Source organism: Streptomyces sp. NPDC034085, from assembly GCF_055575555.1.
The window spans coordinates 993,367-1,009,360 of sequence record NZ_JBVISL010000001.1; the positions used below are offsets into that span (position 1 = coordinate 993,367).

The 15,994-nt window shown below is 70.3% G+C and carries 17 protein-coding genes and 1 pseudogene; 6 read left to right on the forward strand and 12 right to left on the reverse strand.

The window, feature by feature from the left end; translation table 11 throughout:
• Positions 1 to 77 precede the first annotated feature (77 nt).
• Positions 78 to 320: pseudogene (locus ACZ501_RS04645) on the reverse strand (PTS sugar transporter subunit IIB); the annotation flags it as partial.
• A 238-nt stretch (positions 321 to 558) separates the two neighbouring features.
• Here ACZ501_RS04645 and ACZ501_RS04650 point away from each other — a divergent pair.
• Both ACZ501_RS04650 and ACZ501_RS04655 read left to right on the forward strand, forming a co-directional pair.
• Positions 559 to 1,860 carry a PTS transporter subunit EIIC gene (locus tag ACZ501_RS04650; protein ID WP_362462089.1) on the forward strand — a complete coding sequence of 434 codons (1,302 nt, stop codon included), beginning with the start codon at positions 559 to 561 and terminating at the stop codon, positions 1,858 to 1,860.
• Between the two features lie 252 nt (positions 1,861 to 2,112).
• Positions 2,113 to 3,369, forward strand: a complete 1,257-nt coding sequence (locus ACZ501_RS04655) for a PTS transporter subunit EIIC (protein WP_361597630.1) — start codon at positions 2,113 to 2,115, stop codon at positions 3,367 to 3,369.
• Positions 3,370 to 3,468: 99 nt separating this feature from the next.
• Here ACZ501_RS04655 and ACZ501_RS04660 read toward each other — a convergent pair whose 3' ends face one another.
• On the reverse strand, positions 3,469 to 4,221 hold the full coding sequence (locus ACZ501_RS04660) for an MBL fold metallo-hydrolase (RefSeq protein WP_361597633.1): 753 nt from the start codon (positions 4,219 to 4,221) through the stop codon (positions 3,469 to 3,471).
• 219 nt (positions 4,222 to 4,440) lie between these two features.
• Here ACZ501_RS04660 and ACZ501_RS04665 point away from each other — a divergent pair, with 219 nt between their 5' ends.
• Both ACZ501_RS04665 and ACZ501_RS04670 read left to right on the forward strand, forming a co-directional pair.
• A complete protein-coding gene (locus ACZ501_RS04665; RefSeq protein WP_468792495.1) occupies positions 4,441 to 4,857 on the forward strand; it encodes a hypothetical protein in 417 nt (138 codons plus the stop codon).
• The gene (locus ACZ501_RS04670) at positions 4,854 to 5,219 is read left to right on the forward strand and encodes a DUF488 domain-containing protein (protein WP_468792497.1); all 366 of its coding nucleotides are present in this window, start codon (positions 4,854 to 4,856) and stop codon (positions 5,217 to 5,219) included. Before ACZ501_RS04665 ends, ACZ501_RS04670 begins: the two co-directional genes overlap by 4 nt.
• 70 nt (positions 5,220 to 5,289) lie before the next feature.
• Here the strand turns inward: ACZ501_RS04670 and ACZ501_RS04675 are convergent, their stop codons facing one another.
• The 8 genes from ACZ501_RS04675 to clpS all read right to left on the reverse strand — a co-directional run bounded on the left by ACZ501_RS04675 (position 5,290) and on the right by clpS (position 10,648).
• The gene (locus tag ACZ501_RS04675; RefSeq protein WP_361597642.1) at positions 5,290 to 5,730 is read right to left on the reverse strand and encodes a DUF7144 family membrane protein; all 441 of its coding nucleotides are present in this window, start codon (positions 5,728 to 5,730) and stop codon (positions 5,290 to 5,292) included.
• Between the two features lie 200 nt (positions 5,731 to 5,930).
• Positions 5,931 to 6,881 carry a PLP-dependent cysteine synthase family protein gene (locus ACZ501_RS04680; protein WP_468792500.1) on the reverse strand — a complete coding sequence of 317 codons (951 nt, stop codon included), beginning with the start codon at positions 6,879 to 6,881 and terminating at the stop codon, positions 5,931 to 5,933.
• Complete coding sequence (locus ACZ501_RS04685) at positions 6,881 to 7,159, reverse strand: MoaD/ThiS family protein (RefSeq protein ID WP_361597648.1); 279 nt, start codon at positions 7,157 to 7,159, stop codon at positions 6,881 to 6,883. Before ACZ501_RS04685 ends, ACZ501_RS04680 begins: the two co-directional genes overlap by 1 nt.
• Before the next feature lie 84 nt (positions 7,160 to 7,243).
• Complete coding sequence (locus ACZ501_RS04690) at positions 7,244 to 7,351, reverse strand: putative leader peptide (RefSeq protein WP_311736929.1); 108 nt, start codon at positions 7,349 to 7,351, stop codon at positions 7,244 to 7,246.
• Positions 7,352 to 7,428: 77 nt separating this feature from the next.
• A complete protein-coding gene (locus tag ACZ501_RS04695; RefSeq protein ID WP_361597651.1) occupies positions 7,429 to 7,851 on the reverse strand; it encodes a M67 family metallopeptidase in 423 nt (140 codons plus the stop codon).
• Positions 7,852 to 7,932: 81 nt separating this feature from the next.
• Positions 7,933 to 9,381 (reverse strand): amino acid permease, encoded by a 1,449-nt coding sequence (locus ACZ501_RS04700; protein WP_361597654.1) that lies wholly within the window; start codon positions 9,379 to 9,381, stop codon positions 7,933 to 7,935.
• 341 nt (positions 9,382 to 9,722) lie between these two features.
• Positions 9,723 to 10,334 carry a DUF2017 domain-containing protein gene (locus tag ACZ501_RS04705; protein ID WP_468792503.1) on the reverse strand — a complete coding sequence of 204 codons (612 nt, stop codon included), beginning with the start codon at positions 10,332 to 10,334 and terminating at the stop codon, positions 9,723 to 9,725.
• Positions 10,334 to 10,648, reverse strand: coding sequence for an ATP-dependent Clp protease adapter ClpS (clpS, locus tag ACZ501_RS04710; RefSeq protein ID WP_361597660.1), 315 nt, complete (start codon positions 10,646 to 10,648; stop codon positions 10,334 to 10,336). Before clpS ends, ACZ501_RS04705 begins: the two co-directional genes overlap by 1 nt.
• A gap of 81 nt (positions 10,649 to 10,729) precedes the next feature.
• Between clpS and ACZ501_RS04715 the strand changes: the two genes are divergently transcribed.
• The gene (locus tag ACZ501_RS04715) at positions 10,730 to 12,061 is read left to right on the forward strand and encodes a nicotinate phosphoribosyltransferase (protein WP_361597663.1); all 1,332 of its coding nucleotides are present in this window, start codon (positions 10,730 to 10,732) and stop codon (positions 12,059 to 12,061) included.
• Positions 12,062 to 12,430: 369 nt separating this feature from the next.
• Positions 12,431 to 13,015, forward strand: coding sequence for an isochorismatase family protein (locus ACZ501_RS04720; RefSeq protein ID WP_361597666.1), 585 nt, complete (start codon positions 12,431 to 12,433; stop codon positions 13,013 to 13,015).
• A 4-nt stretch (positions 13,016 to 13,019) separates the two neighbouring features.
• Here ACZ501_RS04720 and ACZ501_RS04725 read toward each other — a convergent pair whose 3' ends face one another.
• Both ACZ501_RS04725 and ACZ501_RS04730 read right to left on the reverse strand, forming a co-directional pair.
• Positions 13,020 to 13,334, reverse strand: coding sequence for a hypothetical protein (locus tag ACZ501_RS04725; RefSeq protein WP_361597687.1), 315 nt, complete (start codon positions 13,332 to 13,334; stop codon positions 13,020 to 13,022).
• Positions 13,335 to 13,446: 112 nt separating this feature from the next.
• The gene (locus tag ACZ501_RS04730; protein ID WP_361597690.1) at positions 13,447 to 15,801 is read right to left on the reverse strand and encodes an immune inhibitor A domain-containing protein; all 2,355 of its coding nucleotides are present in this window, start codon (positions 15,799 to 15,801) and stop codon (positions 13,447 to 13,449) included.
• Positions 15,802 to 15,994 lie beyond the last annotated feature (193 nt).

A 15,994-nucleotide genomic window follows, 5' to 3' on the forward strand; every position in this document is an offset into this window, starting at 1 on the left:
CCCCGTCCGGTGTGCCCGGGACGGGGCCGCGTACTGCCCCGGCGGGGGGCGTGGTGGGGTGGGCCGGTGGGCTCAGCTCACATCATGTCTTCGATCTCGCCGGCGATGGGGTCGGCGTCGGTGCCGATGACGACCTGGATGGCGGTGCCCATCTTGACGACGCCGTGGGCGCCGGCGGCCTTGAGGGCGGCTTCGTCGACGAGCTCGGGGTCGGCGACCTCGGTGCGCAGGCGGGTGATGCAGCCTTCGACCTCTTCGATGTTGTCGATGCCGCCGAGCCCGGCGACGATCTTCTCAGCCTTGGTGGCCATGTGTTTCTCCCTGAGTGTTTCGAAGAAGGGGTCTCGGCGGCCGTGTGCGGCCGGCTGCGGACTGCGTCCGCTTTGTCACGGTAGCTCACGGAGCTTGGCGTAGCGCACGGTTGGCCTATCTGTGCGAGCGCACGCCGGGCTCCTGCCGAAGGATGACGATCAGCAGCACCCTGCCCACGACTGGTCTACACCAGTGTGCCGCACGTACTGCGACTGCCAAAAACGGGCCGGCCGAGGGAGGACGCGCATGAGCGCGAGCAGTGCTGCGGCAGCACCGCGCAAGCAGGGGTGGAACGGCCTGTTCCAGGCGCTGCAGAAGATGGGGCGCAGCCTCCAGCTCCCGATCGCCGTACTGCCGGCCGCGGGGATCCTGAACCGGCTCGGGCAGCCGGACGTGTTCGGCAAGGACGGCCTGGACTGGACGGTGGTCGCCCGGGTGATGGACGGCGCGGGCAGGGCCCTGCTGGATCCCGACCTCGGTCTGCCGCTCCTCTTCTGCGTGGGCGTCGCGATCGGCATGGCGAAGAAGGCGGACGGTTCGACCGCGCTGGCGGCGGTGGCGGGGTTCCTCGTCTACCGGGGGGTGATGCACGCCTTCCCGAAGGCCTGTCCGCCGGGGACGAAGGACGTCGGGGGCGGTTGCCTGACCCCGGCGGACACCTTCGCGGGGTACACGTACCAGAACCCGGGGGTCTTCGGCGGGATCGTCATGGGGCTGCTCACGGCCTGGTTCTGGCAGCGCTACCACCGGGTGAGACTGGTGGACTGGCTCGGCTTCTTCAACGGCCGGCGGCTGGTCCCGATCATCATGTCGTTCGTGGCGATCGCCTTCGCCGCGCTGTGCCTGTGGGTGTGGCCGCCGGTCGGTGACGCGCTGGAGAGCTTCTCCGACTGGCTGAAGGGGCTGGGCGCGTGGGGTGCGGGTGTGTTCGGCGTGGCGAACCGCGCGCTGCTGGTGATCGGCCTGCACCAGTTCCTGAACGTGCCGCTGTGGTTCCAGTTCGGTACGTTCACCACGCCCGCGGGGGAGGTCAAGCACGGCGACATCAACATGTTCCTGGCGGGTGACCCGGAGGCGGGGCTGTTCCTGAGCGGGTTCTTCCCGATCATGATGTTCGCCCTGCCGGCGGCGGCGCTGGCGATCACGCACTGCGCGAAGCCGCTGCGGCGCAAGGAGGTCGGCGGGCTGATGCTGTCGGTGGGCCTGACGTCCTTCGTCACGGGGATCACCGAGCCGTTGGAGTACTCCTTCCTGTTCGTGGCGCCGGCGCTGTACGCGGTCCACGCCGTGCTGACGGGGGTGTCGATGGCGGTGACCTGGGGGCTGGGGGTCCACGACGGGTTCAGTTTCTCCGCGGGCCTGATCGACTACGTCATCAACTGGGGCCTGGCGACCAAACCGTGGCTGATCATCCCGATCGGGCTGTGTTTCGCCGTCGTCTACTACGCGGTCTTCCGGTTCGCGATCACGGCGTTCGACATCCCGACGCCCGGGCGGGAATCGGACGAGGAGATCGCTGCGATGCAGGCGGAGAACACCAAGGCGTAGGGGGCCCGGGGCCTTGCGCCCCGGGGTCGGCGGGCCTTCGGATCCTTCGATCCGGGGGCCCGTCGTCATGTGGTCCAGGCCACAGGAAAACGAAGGTTCCTTATCTAACCCCGACCGTGCTACAACTGGTCTACACCACCGAATGGTGTAGACCATGCGCCTGCCGAGCAGCTCGTGGTCCCCCTTTTCCGAGACGCCGCCACCCCCATTTTTCCATGTCCCCAGGCAGCGCCTTGTCCTCTGGAGGAACCCATGTCCACAGCGACCGCTGCGGAGAAGAAGAAGGGCGCTGGCGTGATGGCCGTCATGCAGCGCATCGGCCGGAGCCTGATGCTCCCGGTCGCCGTGCTGCCGGCCGCCGCACTGCTGGTCCGTCTCGGCGACAAGGACATGCTGGGCTCCGCCTCGCTGCCGGAGTTCATCAACAAGATCGCCGGTTACATGGCCGCGGGCGGCGGCGCGATCCTGGACAACATGGCGCTGCTGTTCGCCGTGGGCATCGCGATCGGCTACGCGAAGAAGTCGGACGGCTCCACGGCCCTGGCCGCGGTCACCGGCTACCTGGTCTTCAAGAACGTGCTCGCCACGTTCACCGACCCGAACCTGCCGAAGGTCGCCAAGGTGGTCGACGGCAAGGTCGCCATGCTCGAGGCGCCCGTGGACGCCAAGGTGCTCGGCGGTGTCGTGATGGGCCTCGTGGTCGCCCTGATCTACCAGAAGTTCTTCCGCACCAAGCTGCCCGAGTGGGCGGGCTTCTTCGGCGGCCGCCGCCTGGTCCCGATCCTCTCGGCCTTCGCCGGCCTGCTGATCGGCATCGTCTTCGGTCTGATCTGGCCGGTCCTCGGCACCGGTCTGCACAACCTCGGTGAGTGGCTGGTCGGCTCCGGCGCCGTCGGCGCGGGCATCTTCGGCGTCGCCAACCGCGGTCTGATCGCCGTCGGCATGCACCACCTGCTGAACTCCTTCCCCTGGTTCCAGGCGGGCGAGTACGACGGCAAGAGCGGCGACATCGCCCGCTTCCTCGCCGGCGACCCGAGCGCCGGCCAGTTCATGACCGGCTTCTTCCCGATCATGATGTTCGCCCTGCCGGCCGCTTGCCTCGCGATCGTCCACTGCGCCCGCCCCGAGCGCCGCAAGGTCGTCGGCGGCATGATGCTGTCCCTCGCGCTCACGTCGTTCGTCACCGGTGTGACCGAGCCGATCGAGTTCACCTTCATGTTCATCGCGCCGGTGCTCTACGCCGTCCACGCGGTCCTGACCGGTGTCTCGATGGCCCTGACGTGGGCGCTCGGCATGAAGGACGGCTTCGGCTTCTCCGCCGGCGCCATCGACTACCTGCTGAACCTCGGCAAGGCCACCAACCCGGCCGGCCTGGCGCTGGTCGGCCTCTGCTTCGCGGTGCTCTACTACGTGATCTTCCGCTTCGCGATCACCAAGTGGAACCTCCCGACGCCGGGCCGCGAGTCCGACGAGGAGCTCGCCGAGCTGGCCAAGGCCGAGGCCAAGTAGCCCCGGCCGACCGGGCCTGACCGGCCCGCTGCGGTACGAAAGCCCCCGCCCTCCCGGCGCGTTCCGGGAGGGCGGGGGCTTCTGCGTGGCCGCGCCGCGTCAGACCTCGTACACCGCGCCCGCGTACGCGAGGTCGACCCGCCCGTCGAACACCGCGCGGGCGTCCGCCAGGTTCTGCGCGGCGTCCGTCCACGGCGGGACGTGCGTCAGCACGAGCCGCCCGACCCGGCCGCCGCGCGCGTACTCGCCGGCCTCGCGGCCGTTGAGGTGCAGGCCCGGGATGTCCTCCTTGCCGTGCGTGAAGGAGGCCTCGCACAGGAACAGGTCGGCGTCCTCCGCCAGGAGGCCCAGCTCGGGGCAGACCCCGGTGTCCCCGGAGTACGCCAGCACCCGACCGCCGTGCTCGACGCGGATGCCGTACGACTCGACGGGGTGGCAGACCTTCTCCGTGCGGACGGTGAACGGGCCGATCTCGAAGCTGCCCGACTTCAGGGTGCGGAAGTCGAAGACCTCGCTCATCGAGCGCTCGTCGGGGACGTCCTCGTACGCCGTCGTCAGACGCTGCTCGGTGCCCTCGGGGCCGTAGACGGGGATGGTCCCGCAGCGGCCGCCCTCGTGGCGGTAGTAGCGGGCCACGAAGTACGCGCACATGTCGATGCAGTGGTCGGCGTGCAGATGGCTCAGGAAGATCGCGTCGAGGTCGTAGAGACCGCAGTGCCGCTGGAGCGCGCCGAGGGAGCCGTTGCCCATGTCGAGGAGCAGCCGGAAGCCGTCGGCCTCGACGAGATAGCTCGAACATGCCGAATCCGCGGCCGGGAAGGACCCCGAACAGCCGACGACGGTGAGCTTCATGGGGCGTGAACCTCCGGGGACGGTCCGTGGACGGAATGCGGGCCGTGCGTGGGTCGAGCGTAAGGCGCGAAACCTCCGGTCGCTCCTCCGCGGCAGGCCGTTGTGGGGGGAATCACCTGTGGTGTCACCCAGGGGAGCGACGAGGGGCACAGGCGTTGCCGCCGCCGTGGCCGCGCCGCTGCCGCGCCGGGGGGCCCGGCCGCCGCTACGGTCGGATACATGGACACGTCGTGGTGGCCCGCCGTGCTGGCGGCGGTCGCCGTGGCGGTGGTGGTGCTGCTCCCCCGGCGGGGCACGGCGGTGGCCGCGGCGCCCCCGCCGCACGGGCTGGGGCCGCCCCCGCGGGTGCGGCCCGGCGAGCTGTGGTGCCTGGCGGACGGCCGGACCTGCCTGGTGCTGGCGGTACGGGCGCACCGGGAGCGGGCGCGGGTCGCGTGGATCACCGGGAAGTACGACGACCGGCGGGCGGGGGTGATCCCGCTGCCGCCGGGGGTGGTCGCCGCGCACGGACGGGGCGCCTTTCTGGAGGCGGACCGGCCGGAGGAGGTGTCGCTGTGGGAGTTCCGCACGCTGCTGGGGACACTGGACCCGGTGTGGTGGGACGAGGCCAAGGGGCTGGGAGGCGGTGCGCGGTGATCAGGCTGCGGCGGGTCTACGATCCCCCCGAGCCGGGGGCGGACGGCGTGCGGGTCCTCGTGGACCGGCTGTGGCCGCGGGGGCTGTCGAAGGAGGCGGCGCGCGTGGACGAGTGGCCGAAGGCGGTGACCCCGTCCGGGGAGCTGCGCTCGTGGTACCACTCCGGGGCCGGGTCGTGGGAGGAGTTCCGGGAGCGGTACGAGGCGGAGCTGGCGGCCGGCGGGGAGCAGGCGCAGGCGGAGCTGGAGCGGCTGCGGGGCCTCGCGGCCCGGGGGCCGCTGACGCTGCTGACGGCGGTGAAGGACCCGGAGCGCAGCCACGCCTCGGTGCTGGCCGGGCTGCTGGCCGGTGACGGGCCGTGAGCGGGCGGCGCCGCCCCGGCCGCGGGGTGCGGCCAGGGCGGCGGGGAGCCGGGGACCAGCTCGGTGCGGCTCAGGTGGTGTGGTCGAGGGGCCTTTCGGTGCACAGCGCCCAGATGACGAACACCCCGATGGCGATCGCGATGAGCGCCCACAGGGGCTGGTAGGGCAGCCACAGGAAGTGGAAGAGCACCGACAGGGCGGCCAGGGCGATGCCGGCGACGCGGCCCCACTGGGCGCCCTTGAGGATCCCGACGCCGACGACGAAGACGATGACGCCGAGGATCAGGTGGATCCAGCCCCATGCCGTGAGGTCGAACCTGAAGGTGTAGTCGCCGACGGGCAGGTAGACGTCGTCCTTGGCGAGGGCGGCGATGCCCTCGAAGACGCTGAAGACGCCGTTGACGGCCATCAGCACGCCGGCGAAGGTCGCACCTCCGGTGGCCCATGCGCTGGAGTGGCCAGGCCCGTGGGCGGGCGGCCTGGGGGAGGTACTGCCCGGGGTGGTGGTCATGTCGCCACCTTCCTGCTGCGGGGAACCGGTCGGTTCCGAGCCTGCGCGCGCAGGGCGGGGCGGGCGACCCCGAAGGGCCGAACGGGTGACCGGGGCGTTGAGCGGCCGGTACGGCGGACGCCGCCGGCCCCGCGTGGCCGCGGGTGCCGGCGGCGTCCGTGGAGCCGTTCCGGGTGTGCGTTCGGGCCGTGGGCCGGGCCTCAGGCCCAGAGCTGGCCCTGGAGGACCTCGATGGCCTCTTCCGTCGTCGCGGCCGTGTAGACGCCGGTCGACAGGTACTTCCAGCCGCCGTCGGCGACGACGAAGACGATGTCGGCGCTCTCGCTCGCGGCGGCCGCCTTGCGGCCCACGCCGATCGCCGCGTGCAGTGCGGCTCCGGTGGAGACGCCCGCGAAGATGCCCTCCTGCTGGAGGAGTTCGCGGGTGCGGGTGACCGCGTCGGCGGAGCCCACCGAGAAGCGGGTGGTGAGCACGGAGGCGTCGTACAGCTCCGGGACGAAGCCCTCGTCGAGGTTGCGCAGGCCGTAGACGAGGTCGTCGTACCGGGGCTCCGCGGCCACGATCTTCACGCCGGGCACGTGCTCGCGCAGGTAGCGGCCGACGCCCATCAGGGTGCCGGTCGTGCCGAGGCCCGCCACGAAGTGGGTGATCGAGGGGAGGTCGGCCAGGATCTCGGGGCCCGTGGTGGCGTAGTGGGCGCCCGCGTTGTCCGGGTTGCCGTACTGGTAGAGCATCACCCAGGAGGGGTTCTGCTCCGCCAGCTCCTTCGCCACCCGCACCGCGGTGTTCGAACCGCCCGCGGCCGGCGACGAGATGATCTCGGCTCCCCACATCGCGAGAAGGTCGCGGCGCTCCTGCGAGGTGTTCTCCGGCATCACGCACACGATCCGGTAGCCCTTGAGCTTCGCGGCCATGGCGAGCGAGATGCCCGTGTTGCCGGAAGTCGGTTCCAGGATGGTGCAGCCGGGGTACAGGCGGCCGTCCTTCTCCGCCTGCTCGACCATGTGGAGCGCGGGGCGGTCCTTGATCGAGCCGGTCGGGTTGCGGTCCTCCAGCTTGGCCCAGATCCGGACGTCCGCCGAGGGGGACAGCCGCGGCAGGCGCACCAGCGGGGTGTTGCCGACCGCCGCGAGGGGGGAGTCGTAGCGCATTACTTCGAGCCGCCGGCCACGGCCGGGAGGATGGTGACGCTGTCGCCGTCCTTGAGGGCGGTGGAGATGCCGTCGAGGAAGCGGACGTCCTCGTCGTTGAGGTAGACGTTCACGAAGCGGCGCAGCTGGCCGCCGTCGACGATGCGCTCCTCAATGCCCTTGTGGCGGGTCTCCAGGTCCGCGAACAGCTCGGAGAGGGTCGCCCCCTCGCCGTTCACGGCCTTCTCGCCGTCGGTGTAGGTGCGGAGGATGGTCGGGATGCGGACCTCGATGGCCATGGCAGCAGGCTCCAGTGTCGTGAAGGGGTGAAGAGGAGGGAGGGCGCGCGGTCGGGCGCCCCCGCGCCGGGGGGTCTGTGGTGCTCAGGCGGCAGGACAGATGGCGCTGGCGAGGCGGCACAGGTCGACGTGCAGCCGCGCCACGAGCAGCAGCCTGCCGGGCGTCTCGATGCTCACGTCGTGGGAAACCATGCGGTCATGTTAACGATTCCCGGTCCCCCGTTTGGAGTGTGATCCCGCATCGTGGACGCTCTCGGCTCACATGGTGGTCAGTAGGCTGCCACGACCTGCACTTCTTCCTCCGTGATCACACCGTCGACGATCCGGTACGAGCGGAACTGGAACTCGCCCAGTCCGTCCTCGTCGGCCGTGGAGACCAGCACGTAGTGCGCGCCGGGCTCGTTCGCGTACGTGACGTCCGTGCGCGAGGGGTAGGCCTCGGTGGCGGTGTGCGAGTGGTAGACGATCACGGGCTCCTCGTCCCGGTCGTCGAGCTCGCGGTAGAGCTTGAGCAGATCCTTCGAGTCGAACTCGTAGAACGTGGGCGAGCGGGCCGCGTTGAGCATCGGGATGAACCGCTCGGGTCGGCCGGTGCCCGCCGGGCCGGCCACGACGCCGCACGCCTCGTCCGGGTGGTCCTTGCGGGCGTGCTCGACGATCTGGTCGTACAGGGCCTGGGTGAGGGTCAGCATGAGCGACAGGATAAGCAGACGGGCCCTCTCGTACCGAGGAGTGGTACGGGAGGGCCCGAATGGTGGACACGGCCCAGGGTGTCAGCCGCTGGTGACCTTGTTGAAGGCGGCGCCGCTCGGGTTGCGGGCCTTGAGGACCAGGTAGGACACGCCGAGGATCAGACCCCACAGCGGGGCGCAGTACAGCGAGACGCGGGAGTCCTTGTCGACGCCCATCATCACGATGACCATGCCGATGAACAGCAGGGCGAACCAGCTGCTCCAGGGGGCGCCGGGGGCGCGGAAGGAGGACTGGGGCAGCTCGCCGCGGTCGGCCTTGGCGCGGTAGCGGATCTGGCAGACCAGGATCATGACCCAGGCCCACATGCCGGAGATGGTGGCGAAGGAGACGACGTAGTCGAAGGCCTTGCCCGGGGCGACGTAGTTGATCCAGACGCCCACCAGCATCAGCGCGGCGGAGAACGTGGTGCCGACCAGCGGGGTGCCGTTCTTCGTCAGCTTGGTGAAGAACCTGGGGCCCTGGCCGTTGAGCGCGAGGTCGCGCAGCATGCGGCCGGTGGAGTACATGCCCGAGTTGCAGGAGGACAGGGCCGCGGTCAGGACGACGAAGTTGACGATCGCGGCGCCGATGCCGAGGCCCATCTTCTCGAAGGCGAGCACGAAGGGGCTCTCGCCGGCCTTGAAGTTCGACCACGGGATGACCGACATGATCATGATGAGCGCGCCGACGTAGAAGACGGCGATGCGCCACGGCACGGTGTTGATGGCCTTGGGCAGGGTCTTCGCGGGGTCCTTGGACTCGCCGGCGGTGACGCCGACCAGCTCGACCGCGAGGAAGGCGAACATCACGATCTGCAGGGTCATCAGCGTCTCGCCGATGCCGTTGGGGAAGAAGCCGCGGTCGCTCCACAGGTTGGAGACGGAGGCGGTGGCGGCCGCGTCGGAGAAGCCGATGGTGAGGATGCCGGCGCAGATCAGGATCATGCCGACGATGGCGGTGACCTTGACCATGGAGAACCAGAACTCCAGCTCGCCGAAGAGCTTCACGGAGATCAGGTTGGCGGCGTAGAGGATCACGGTGAAGATCAGCGCGTAGGCCCACTGCGGGAAGCTGTCGTTCGTCCAGTACGACATGTACTTCGCGGCGGCGGTGACCTCGGTGATGCCGGTGACCACCCAGAACAGCCAGTACGTCCAGCCGGTCGCGTACCCCCAGAACGGGCCCAGGAACTCGCGGGCGTAGTCCGAGAAGGAACCGGAGACGGGGCGGTACATGAGCAGCTCGCCCAGGGCCCGCATGATGAAGAAGATGACCAGTCCGGCGATGGCGTAGGCCAGGATAAGACTCGGTCCGGCCTTCGAGATGGCCTTGCCCGCGCCCAGGAACAGGCCGGTGCCGATGGCCCCGCCGATGGCGATCATCTGGATCTGGCGGGCGCCGAGCGCCCGGTGGTAGCCCTCCCCGTCGCCCTCGCCCTGGGTGCCCTCGCCGGGCGTCCTGCCGTGCTGATCGACCTGCACAGAGGTCATGTCTTGGTGCGCCTTTCTCCACGCCGACCCGCGCCTGGAACGGCTGCGGATCGGGTCCTCGATCCCCCCGGATACGGATGGAGTTGCACGCCGGCGGTCAGCCGGTTCAAGCAGGCCGGGGGACATGGGTGGCGTCCCGTCGGCGGTCGTGAAGATTTATCACGTGCTTACGGGTGGGAGAAGAGCGCACATGTGGCGCACCGCGCGCCAATATCAGGACATAGGCGAGAGAAATGGATCAGATCACCGCATGGCGGTGATCTGATCGTTATCCGGATTTGAGCGTCCGCTGAGCGAACAACACCTTCGCTTGACGTTCGCCACCGGCGGCCGGCGGCCGTTCAGAGGGTCTCGATGAGCGTCTCCTGGAGACCGCCCAGCCACAGGTACGCCATCACCATCGGCTTGCGCGGGTCGTCGTCCGGAAGCCGGAAGAGCACGGCGCTCTCGTCGTCCTCGGTGATGTCGAGCCGGGCCGCGATGGTCAGCCGCAGGTCGTTGAGCGCGCCGAGCCAGCGCAGCGGCAGCTCCCCGGTCAGCTCCAGCACCGCCGCCCCGTCCCCGGCCGGGGTGAGGGAGTCCAGGCTGCGCACGACGGCCAGCGCGTCCTCCCGCTTGCGGGTGCGCAAGTCGTTCTCGGTGAAGCGGCGGAACTCCGCCGAGCGCGCCCGCAGCTCCTCGACGTCCTTGCCCGAGCCCTGGGCGGGGTCCGCGCCGGGGTCGCCGTAGGCGTCGGGGAAGAGCCGGGCCAGCGCAGGGTCGGACGGCGGCTCGGTGGGGCCGTCAGGGGCGAAGAGCACGGCCAGCGGGTCGGCGTCGGCGGCGGGTTCCGGCTCGCCCGGGCCGATCAGCTCCAGCAGCTGCACGGCCAGCGAGCGCAGGATCGAGATCTCGATTTCGTCCAGGGCCACGGCGGCCCCGCCGCCCTTCACGGGCTCGAACACGCCGCCCATCAGCCGCGGTCCTGGGAGAGGGTCGCCCACAGCCCGTAGCCGTGCATCGCCTGCACGTCGCGCTCCATCTCCTCGCGGGTGCCGCTGGAGACGACCGCCCTGCCCTTGTGGTGGACGTCGAGCATCAGCCTGGTCGCCTTGTCCTTGGGGTAGCCGAAGTACGCCTGGAACACGTACGTCACGTAGCTCATGAGGTTGACCGGGTCGTTGTGCACCAGGGTCACCCACGGGACGTCGGGTTCGGGGACCGCGTAGGTCTCCTCGGCGGATTCGGTGCGTTCGATCTCAATGGGAGCAACACTCACTTGTCCCATGCTGCCACTGTGACGGGCCGGTCGCACAAACGGGCCCCTACATCTCGTCACTTTGACGAAATGTGCGCTAGCATCCGTGTCATGAACCCTGCGGACCTGGGCCTGCCGGTGGACGTGCCGTCGACAGCGCTCTTCACGGATCACTACGAGCTCACGATGCTGCAGGCCGCCCTGGCGAACGGCACCGCCGACCGCCGCTCGGTCTTCGAGGTCTTCACCCGGCGGCTGCCCGAAGGACGGCGCTACGGCGTGGTCGCCGGCACCGGCCGCGTCCTGGACGCCGTGGAGAACTTCCGGTTCGACGGCGCCGTCCTGGAGTTCCTGCGCGAGCGGGCCGTCATCGACATGCGGACGCTGGACTGGCTGGCGTCGTACCGCTTCTCGGGTGACATCTGGGGATACCCCGAGGGGGAGGTCTACTTCCCCGGCTCGCCGATCCTGCGGGTCGAGGGCAGCTTCGCCGAGTGCGTGCTGCTGGAGACGGTGATCCTGTCGATCCTCAACCACGACTCCGCCATCGCCGCGGCCGCCTCCCGCATGGCCTCGGCCGCGGGCGACCGGCCGCTGATCGAGATGGGGGCGCGCCGCACGCACGAGCTGGCGGCGGTCGCGGCCGCGCGGGCCGCGTACGTGGGCGGCTTCACCTCCACCTCGGACCTCGCGGCCGGCTTCCGGTACGGGATCCCCACCGTCGGCACGAGCGCCCACGCCTTCACCCTCGTCCACGACAGCGAACGGGACGCCTTCACCGCGCAGGTGGCCTCGCTGGGCAGCGGGACCACCCTGCTGGTGGACACGTACGACGTCGCGGAGGCGGTGCGCACGGCGGTGGAGGTCGCCGGGACCGGGCTGGGCGCGGTGCGCATCGACTCCGGTGACCTGCTGCTGGTGGCGCACCGGGTGCGGCAGCAGCTGGACGAGCTGGGCGCGACGGGCACGCGGATCGTGGTCACCTCCGACCTGGACGAGTACGCCATCGCCTCGCTGGCGGCGGCGCCGGTGGACGCGTACGGGGTGGGCACCCAGCTGGTGACCGGCAGCGGGCACCCGACGTGCTCGATGGTCTACAAGCTGGTCGCGCGGGCGGCGTCGGACGACCCGAAGGCTCCCCTGGTGCCGGTGGCGAAGAAGTCCTCGGGCGGCAAGACGTCCGTCGGCGGGCGCAAGTGGGCGGCGCGGCGGGTGGACGCCGAGGGCGTCGCGGAGGCGGAGGTCGTCGGGACCGGGCCGGTGCCGGCGGCGCTGGCGGACGCGCAGCTGCTGGTGCAGCTGGTGAAGGCGGGCGAGGTGGTGGCCCGCGAGCCGCTGGAGGCGGCCCGCGACCGCCACCGCTCGGCGCGCGCCGGGCTCCCCCTGTCGGCGACGCAGCTGTCGCGGGGCGAGGCCGTGATCCCGACGGAGACCCCTTCCTGACGCGCGGCCGCCTTCCCGGCGCGCCGGAGCCTTCCTGACGCGCGGCCGCCTTCCCGACGCGCCGCTCACACCGCTCGGCCCCGGGGGCCTCCCGGGCTTCGCGCCGCTGCGCCGGACTCCGTCCGCCGGGCCGGGGCCGGGGCCGGTGGTCGTCCGCGGGTGGGGTGCCGTTGCGCGCGGCTGTCCCCTCCCCGCCCTTCCACCGTTCCCCGGACTCCGCCCGGACCCGCGCTGCCCGCGCTGCCCGCGCCGGCCGCGTGCGGGTGGGGGTGCGGGGAGCCGTTTCGGGAAGGGGCGGGGTGGGGGAAGAGCCCCCGCAGGGCCCGCCGAAGCGCACGACCATCCACACCAAGCCGAAGGACACGCGACATGCACCGCGCACTGATCGTCGTCGACGTACAGAACGACTTCTGCGAAGGCGGCAGCCTCGCGGTCGCCGGCGGGGCCGACGTCGCCGCCGCGATCACCGAGCTGATCGGGCAGACCACGGCCGGCTACCGGCACGTCGTGGCGACCCGCGACCACCACGTCGACCCCGGGCCCCACTTCGCCCGGCCCCCGGCCGAGCCGGACTACGAGACGTCCTGGCCCGTGCACTGCGTCGCCGGGACCGAGGGCGTCGGGTTCCACCCGAACTTCGCCCCCGCCGTCGCCTCCGGGGCCGTCGCCGCCGTCTTCGACAAGGGCGCCTACGAGGCCGCGTACAGCGGCTTCGAGGGCGCCGACGAGAACGGCCGGGGCCTGGCCGAGTGGCTGCGCGAGCGGCACGTGAGCGAGGTGGACGTGGTCGGCATCGCCACCGACCACTGCGTGCGGGCCACCGCCCTCGACGCCGCCCACGCCGGCTTCACCACCCGCGTCCTGCTCGACCTGACGGCCGCCGTGGCCCCCCACACCACCGAGAAGGCGCTGGAGGAGCTCCGGACGGCCGGCGTCACCCTCGTCGGCGGTTAGATCTTCAGCGCCCCAGGAGGGCGCGGATCGGGTGCCAGAGTTCCTCCGCGCGGTCCGGGGCGCAGCGCCACAGCAGGCCGTCCGGGTGGTGGAGGACGGCGGTGACCTCGTCCGGGGTGGGGGGCTGCGCGTTGCCGCGCAGGTACACGGCCCGCATGCCGAGGTTCCGCAGCCTGGTCAGGGCGCGGGCCCGGTTCGCGGCGTGTACCAGCACGCGGACGTTTCCGTCGGTGCCGCCCTCGCCGGACGGCGGCCGCGGCAGCGTCAGCGCGACCACCACGCTGCCGCCCGGCAGTCTGACGAAACCTCCACCTGGCATGATCTTCAGCTCCCCCGTCAATAAGAACAGTCGCCCGTGCATCTAAACGCGATCGGCCGCCGCCCGCTAGAGGGCGACGGCCGATCATGCTTTGACCTGCGGTTTTACCGGACTACTTGACGGCGGGGCCGACCTCGATCGTCATCTGGAGGCCGTCGTAGGTCTCCTTCGCGATCTTGATCTTGGTGTTGGTGTCAGCGACCTTCACCGAACCGGTCGGGTTCTCGTCGTAGTAGTACTTGCCCTTGTGGTCGTCGAAGACCAGGTTCGCGGGCTTCGGCTTGACGAAGAGCGACTCGCCCTTGTTGTGCAGGGTGAACGCGTCCGTCGAGTACGCGCTGAAGGTGGCGTCGTACGGCTGGATCTTGTTCCGCAGCAGGCTGCCGTCCGACCACTTCATCGGCTTGGCGTTGGCGTCGATCGGCAGGATCAGGCCCTGGCCGGGGTGCTGGCTGGTGTTGTTGTCCTTCTGGGACTTGTCCCACAGCCAGATCAGCAGGCCGTCCTGGTACGGGTAGTGCTCCACCCAGCCCGGCTTGGTGGTGGACCAGCCGAAGTTGTACGGACCCACCTTGAGGGTGGAGTCGTACGAGACGTAGCGGCGGTTCTCCGCGATGTAGTACTGCGCGTACTCCTTGGTGAAGCCCGCGCCGATCCGCTCGAAGCCCTTGCCGGTCCAGCCGTTGTCGCCGTTCTCGGCGCCGTCGGTGAACAGCGCGGCGCCGTCTGCGGTGAGGGTGACGGCGTCGGCCGTGAAGCCCTTGCCGCCCGCGCCGCCGTCCGTCTGGTAGCGGAAGCGGAGGTCGACCTTCTTGCCCGCGTAGGCGTCCAGCGGGAAGTTCAGGGACTTCCAGGCGCCGGAGGTACCGGTCAGCGACGGGCTGCCGGAGGCGTCGGCGGGGATCGCCGCACCGTCGGCGGTGCCGGCCAGGGCGGTCCAGGTGGCGCCGCCGTCCGTGGACACCTCGGTGTAGAGGAAGTCGTAGTCGGCCTCGATGTCCCACCAGCCCTTGAGCGAGAGGGCGGCGGACTTCTTGCCCGTCAGGTCGACGGAGCGGGTCAGGGTGTTCTTGAGGTCGTCACCCATCTGGCTCCACCACTGCGAGGAACCCTCGGCGGGAGCGACGATGTCGGTCTTGACCTGCTTCTTCGGCAGCTCGACGACCAGCGCCTGCTTGTCCTTGGTGTTGTACTCCGACACGCCCAGCTTGTGGGTGGACTTCGTCGCGGCCTTGGCCTGGTCGTAGTTCAGCCAGCCCAGCTGGAGCTTGTCCCAGGCGGTCATGTCGCCCGGCATGTCGCCTATGGAGTCCTTGCCCTGGCCGAGCCAGGAACCCGCCGACATCAGGGACCAGAAGCCGACCGAGTTCTCGCCGCCACCGGAGGTGTCGTAGAGGTCCGGCAGGCCGAGGTCGTGGCCGTACTCGTGCGCGAAGACGCCGAGGCCGCCGTTCTCCGGCTGCATCGTGTAGTCGCCGACCCAGATGCCCGTGTCGCCGATCTGGGTGCCGCCGGCCTTGTTGTTCGCCGGGCCGGTCTTGCCGACGTCGGTGCCGTAGGCGTACCAACGGTGCGCCCACAGGGCGGTCTTGCCCTGCACGCCGCCGCCGGCCGACTCGTCCTCGCCCGCGTGGACGATCTGGAAGTGGTCGATGTAGCCGTCGGGCTCGTTGAAGTTGCCGTCGCCGTCGAAGTCGTTGCGGTCCCACTGGTCGTACTGCGCCAGCTGGGCCTTGATCTGGGCGTCGGTCTTGCCGGCCTTCTTCTGGGCCTCCGTCCACGCGGTGACGCCGTCGCGGACGGTGTCCCACACGTTGGAGCAGTTGGTCTGGCCGCAGTAGTTCGAGCCGTAACGGGCCTCGTTGTACGGAACCTTGACCCAGTCGGCGACCTCGCCGTCGACCGAGTAGCGACCCGAGGAGGTCTTCTCGTAGTAGGTCTTCAGCGAGTCCTTGCCCTGGCCCGTACCGAAGTACAGGTCCTGGAAGTAGTCGCGGCTGAAGTCCTTGCGCCAGGCGGTGCTGTTGTTCACCGCGCGGTCGGGCTGCTCGATCGTGTTGTGCAGCGGACCGGGGGTGCCGCCGTACTTCGGCTCGGCGGGCTTCGGGCCGTCGGGGCCGTCCGGATCGAACATGGTCGAGCTGTCGACCTGGTCGCCGAACTCGACGAGGATCGTGAAGATCTTGTCGGTCTTCTCGCGGCCCAGCTCGACGTACTTCTTGTCGTCGAGCTTGACGACCTTCGAGGCGCCGCGCTGCTCGACGTTCTTCTTGCCCGCCAGCACCTGGTCGAGGGCCGCCTCGCGGGCCTGCGCCTGCTGCTTGCTGAACGGCGTCTCGAGGTTGTGCTGGACCTGCTCCTTCGCGGGGGAGCTGGGGTCCTGCTTGTCCGCGGCCGGGGCGTTGCCCCAGGCGGTGGTGGCCTGGGCCGTGGTGAAGAAGGCGCCCGAGGCCGCGGTCGCGGCCATGGTCACGCCGACGGCGGCGGCGCGCAGCGCGCGACGCCTGGTGGAGTGTGCGGTCACTTGATGTCGTTCCCCTCCCGCGGCCGCAACGTAGGTCGGAACGTCTCCATAGGAGCGGGGGGTTCCGCGCGGCGCGCGTCTCAAGTGACGACATTTGACCGGAGAGTCTAAAGAAAAGACAGACCTTGACTTCTTC

Bases quoted from the DNA above. Each gene is read 5' to 3' on its own strand.
- ACZ501_RS04660 (WP_361597633.1), bottom strand. From the start codon at position 4,221: ATGAAGCTCACCGTCGTCGGCTGTTCGGGGTCCTTCCCGGCCGCGGAT.
- ACZ501_RS04675 (WP_361597642.1), bottom strand. From the start codon at position 5,730: ATGACCACCACCCCGGGCAGTACCTCCCCCAGGCCGCCCGCCCACGGG.
- ACZ501_RS04725 (WP_361597687.1), bottom strand. From the start codon at position 13,334: ATGCCAGGTGGAGGTTTCGTCAGACTGCCGGGCGGCAGCGTGGTGGTC.
- ACZ501_RS04680 (WP_468792500.1), bottom strand. From the start codon at position 6,881: ATGCGCTACGACTCCCCCCTCGCGGCGGTCGGCAACACCCCGCTGGTG.
- ACZ501_RS04700 (WP_361597654.1), bottom strand. From the start codon at position 9,381: ATGACCTCTGTGCAGGTCGATCAGCACGGCAGGACGCCCGGCGAGGGC.
- ACZ501_RS04655 (WP_361597630.1), top strand. From the start codon at position 2,113: ATGTCCACAGCGACCGCTGCGGAGAAGAAGAAGGGCGCTGGCGTGATG.
- ACZ501_RS04695 (WP_361597651.1), bottom strand. From the start codon at position 7,851: ATGCTGACCCTCACCCAGGCCCTGTACGACCAGATCGTCGAGCACGCC.
- ACZ501_RS04685 (WP_361597648.1), bottom strand. From the start codon at position 7,159: ATGGCCATCGAGGTCCGCATCCCGACCATCCTCCGCACCTACACCGAC.
- clpS (WP_361597660.1), bottom strand. From the start codon at position 10,648: ATGGGACAAGTGAGTGTTGCTCCCATTGAGATCGAACGCACCGAATCC.
- ACZ501_RS04730 (WP_361597690.1), bottom strand. From the start codon at position 15,801: ATGGCCGCGACCGCGGCCTCGGGCGCCTTCTTCACCACGGCCCAGGCC.
- ACZ501_RS04715 (WP_361597663.1), top strand. From the start codon at position 10,730: ATGAACCCTGCGGACCTGGGCCTGCCGGTGGACGTGCCGTCGACAGCG.
- ACZ501_RS04650 (WP_362462089.1), top strand. From the start codon at position 559: ATGAGCGCGAGCAGTGCTGCGGCAGCACCGCGCAAGCAGGGGTGGAAC.
- ACZ501_RS04690 (WP_311736929.1), bottom strand. From the start codon at position 7,351: ATGGTTTCCCACGACGTGAGCATCGAGACGCCCGGCAGGCTGCTGCTC.
- ACZ501_RS04665 (WP_468792495.1), top strand. From the start codon at position 4,441: ATGGACACGTCGTGGTGGCCCGCCGTGCTGGCGGCGGTCGCCGTGGCG.
- ACZ501_RS04705 (WP_468792503.1), bottom strand. From the start codon at position 10,334: ATGGGCGGCGTGTTCGAGCCCGTGAAGGGCGGCGGGGCCGCCGTGGCC.
- ACZ501_RS04720 (WP_361597666.1), top strand. From the start codon at position 12,431: ATGCACCGCGCACTGATCGTCGTCGACGTACAGAACGACTTCTGCGAA.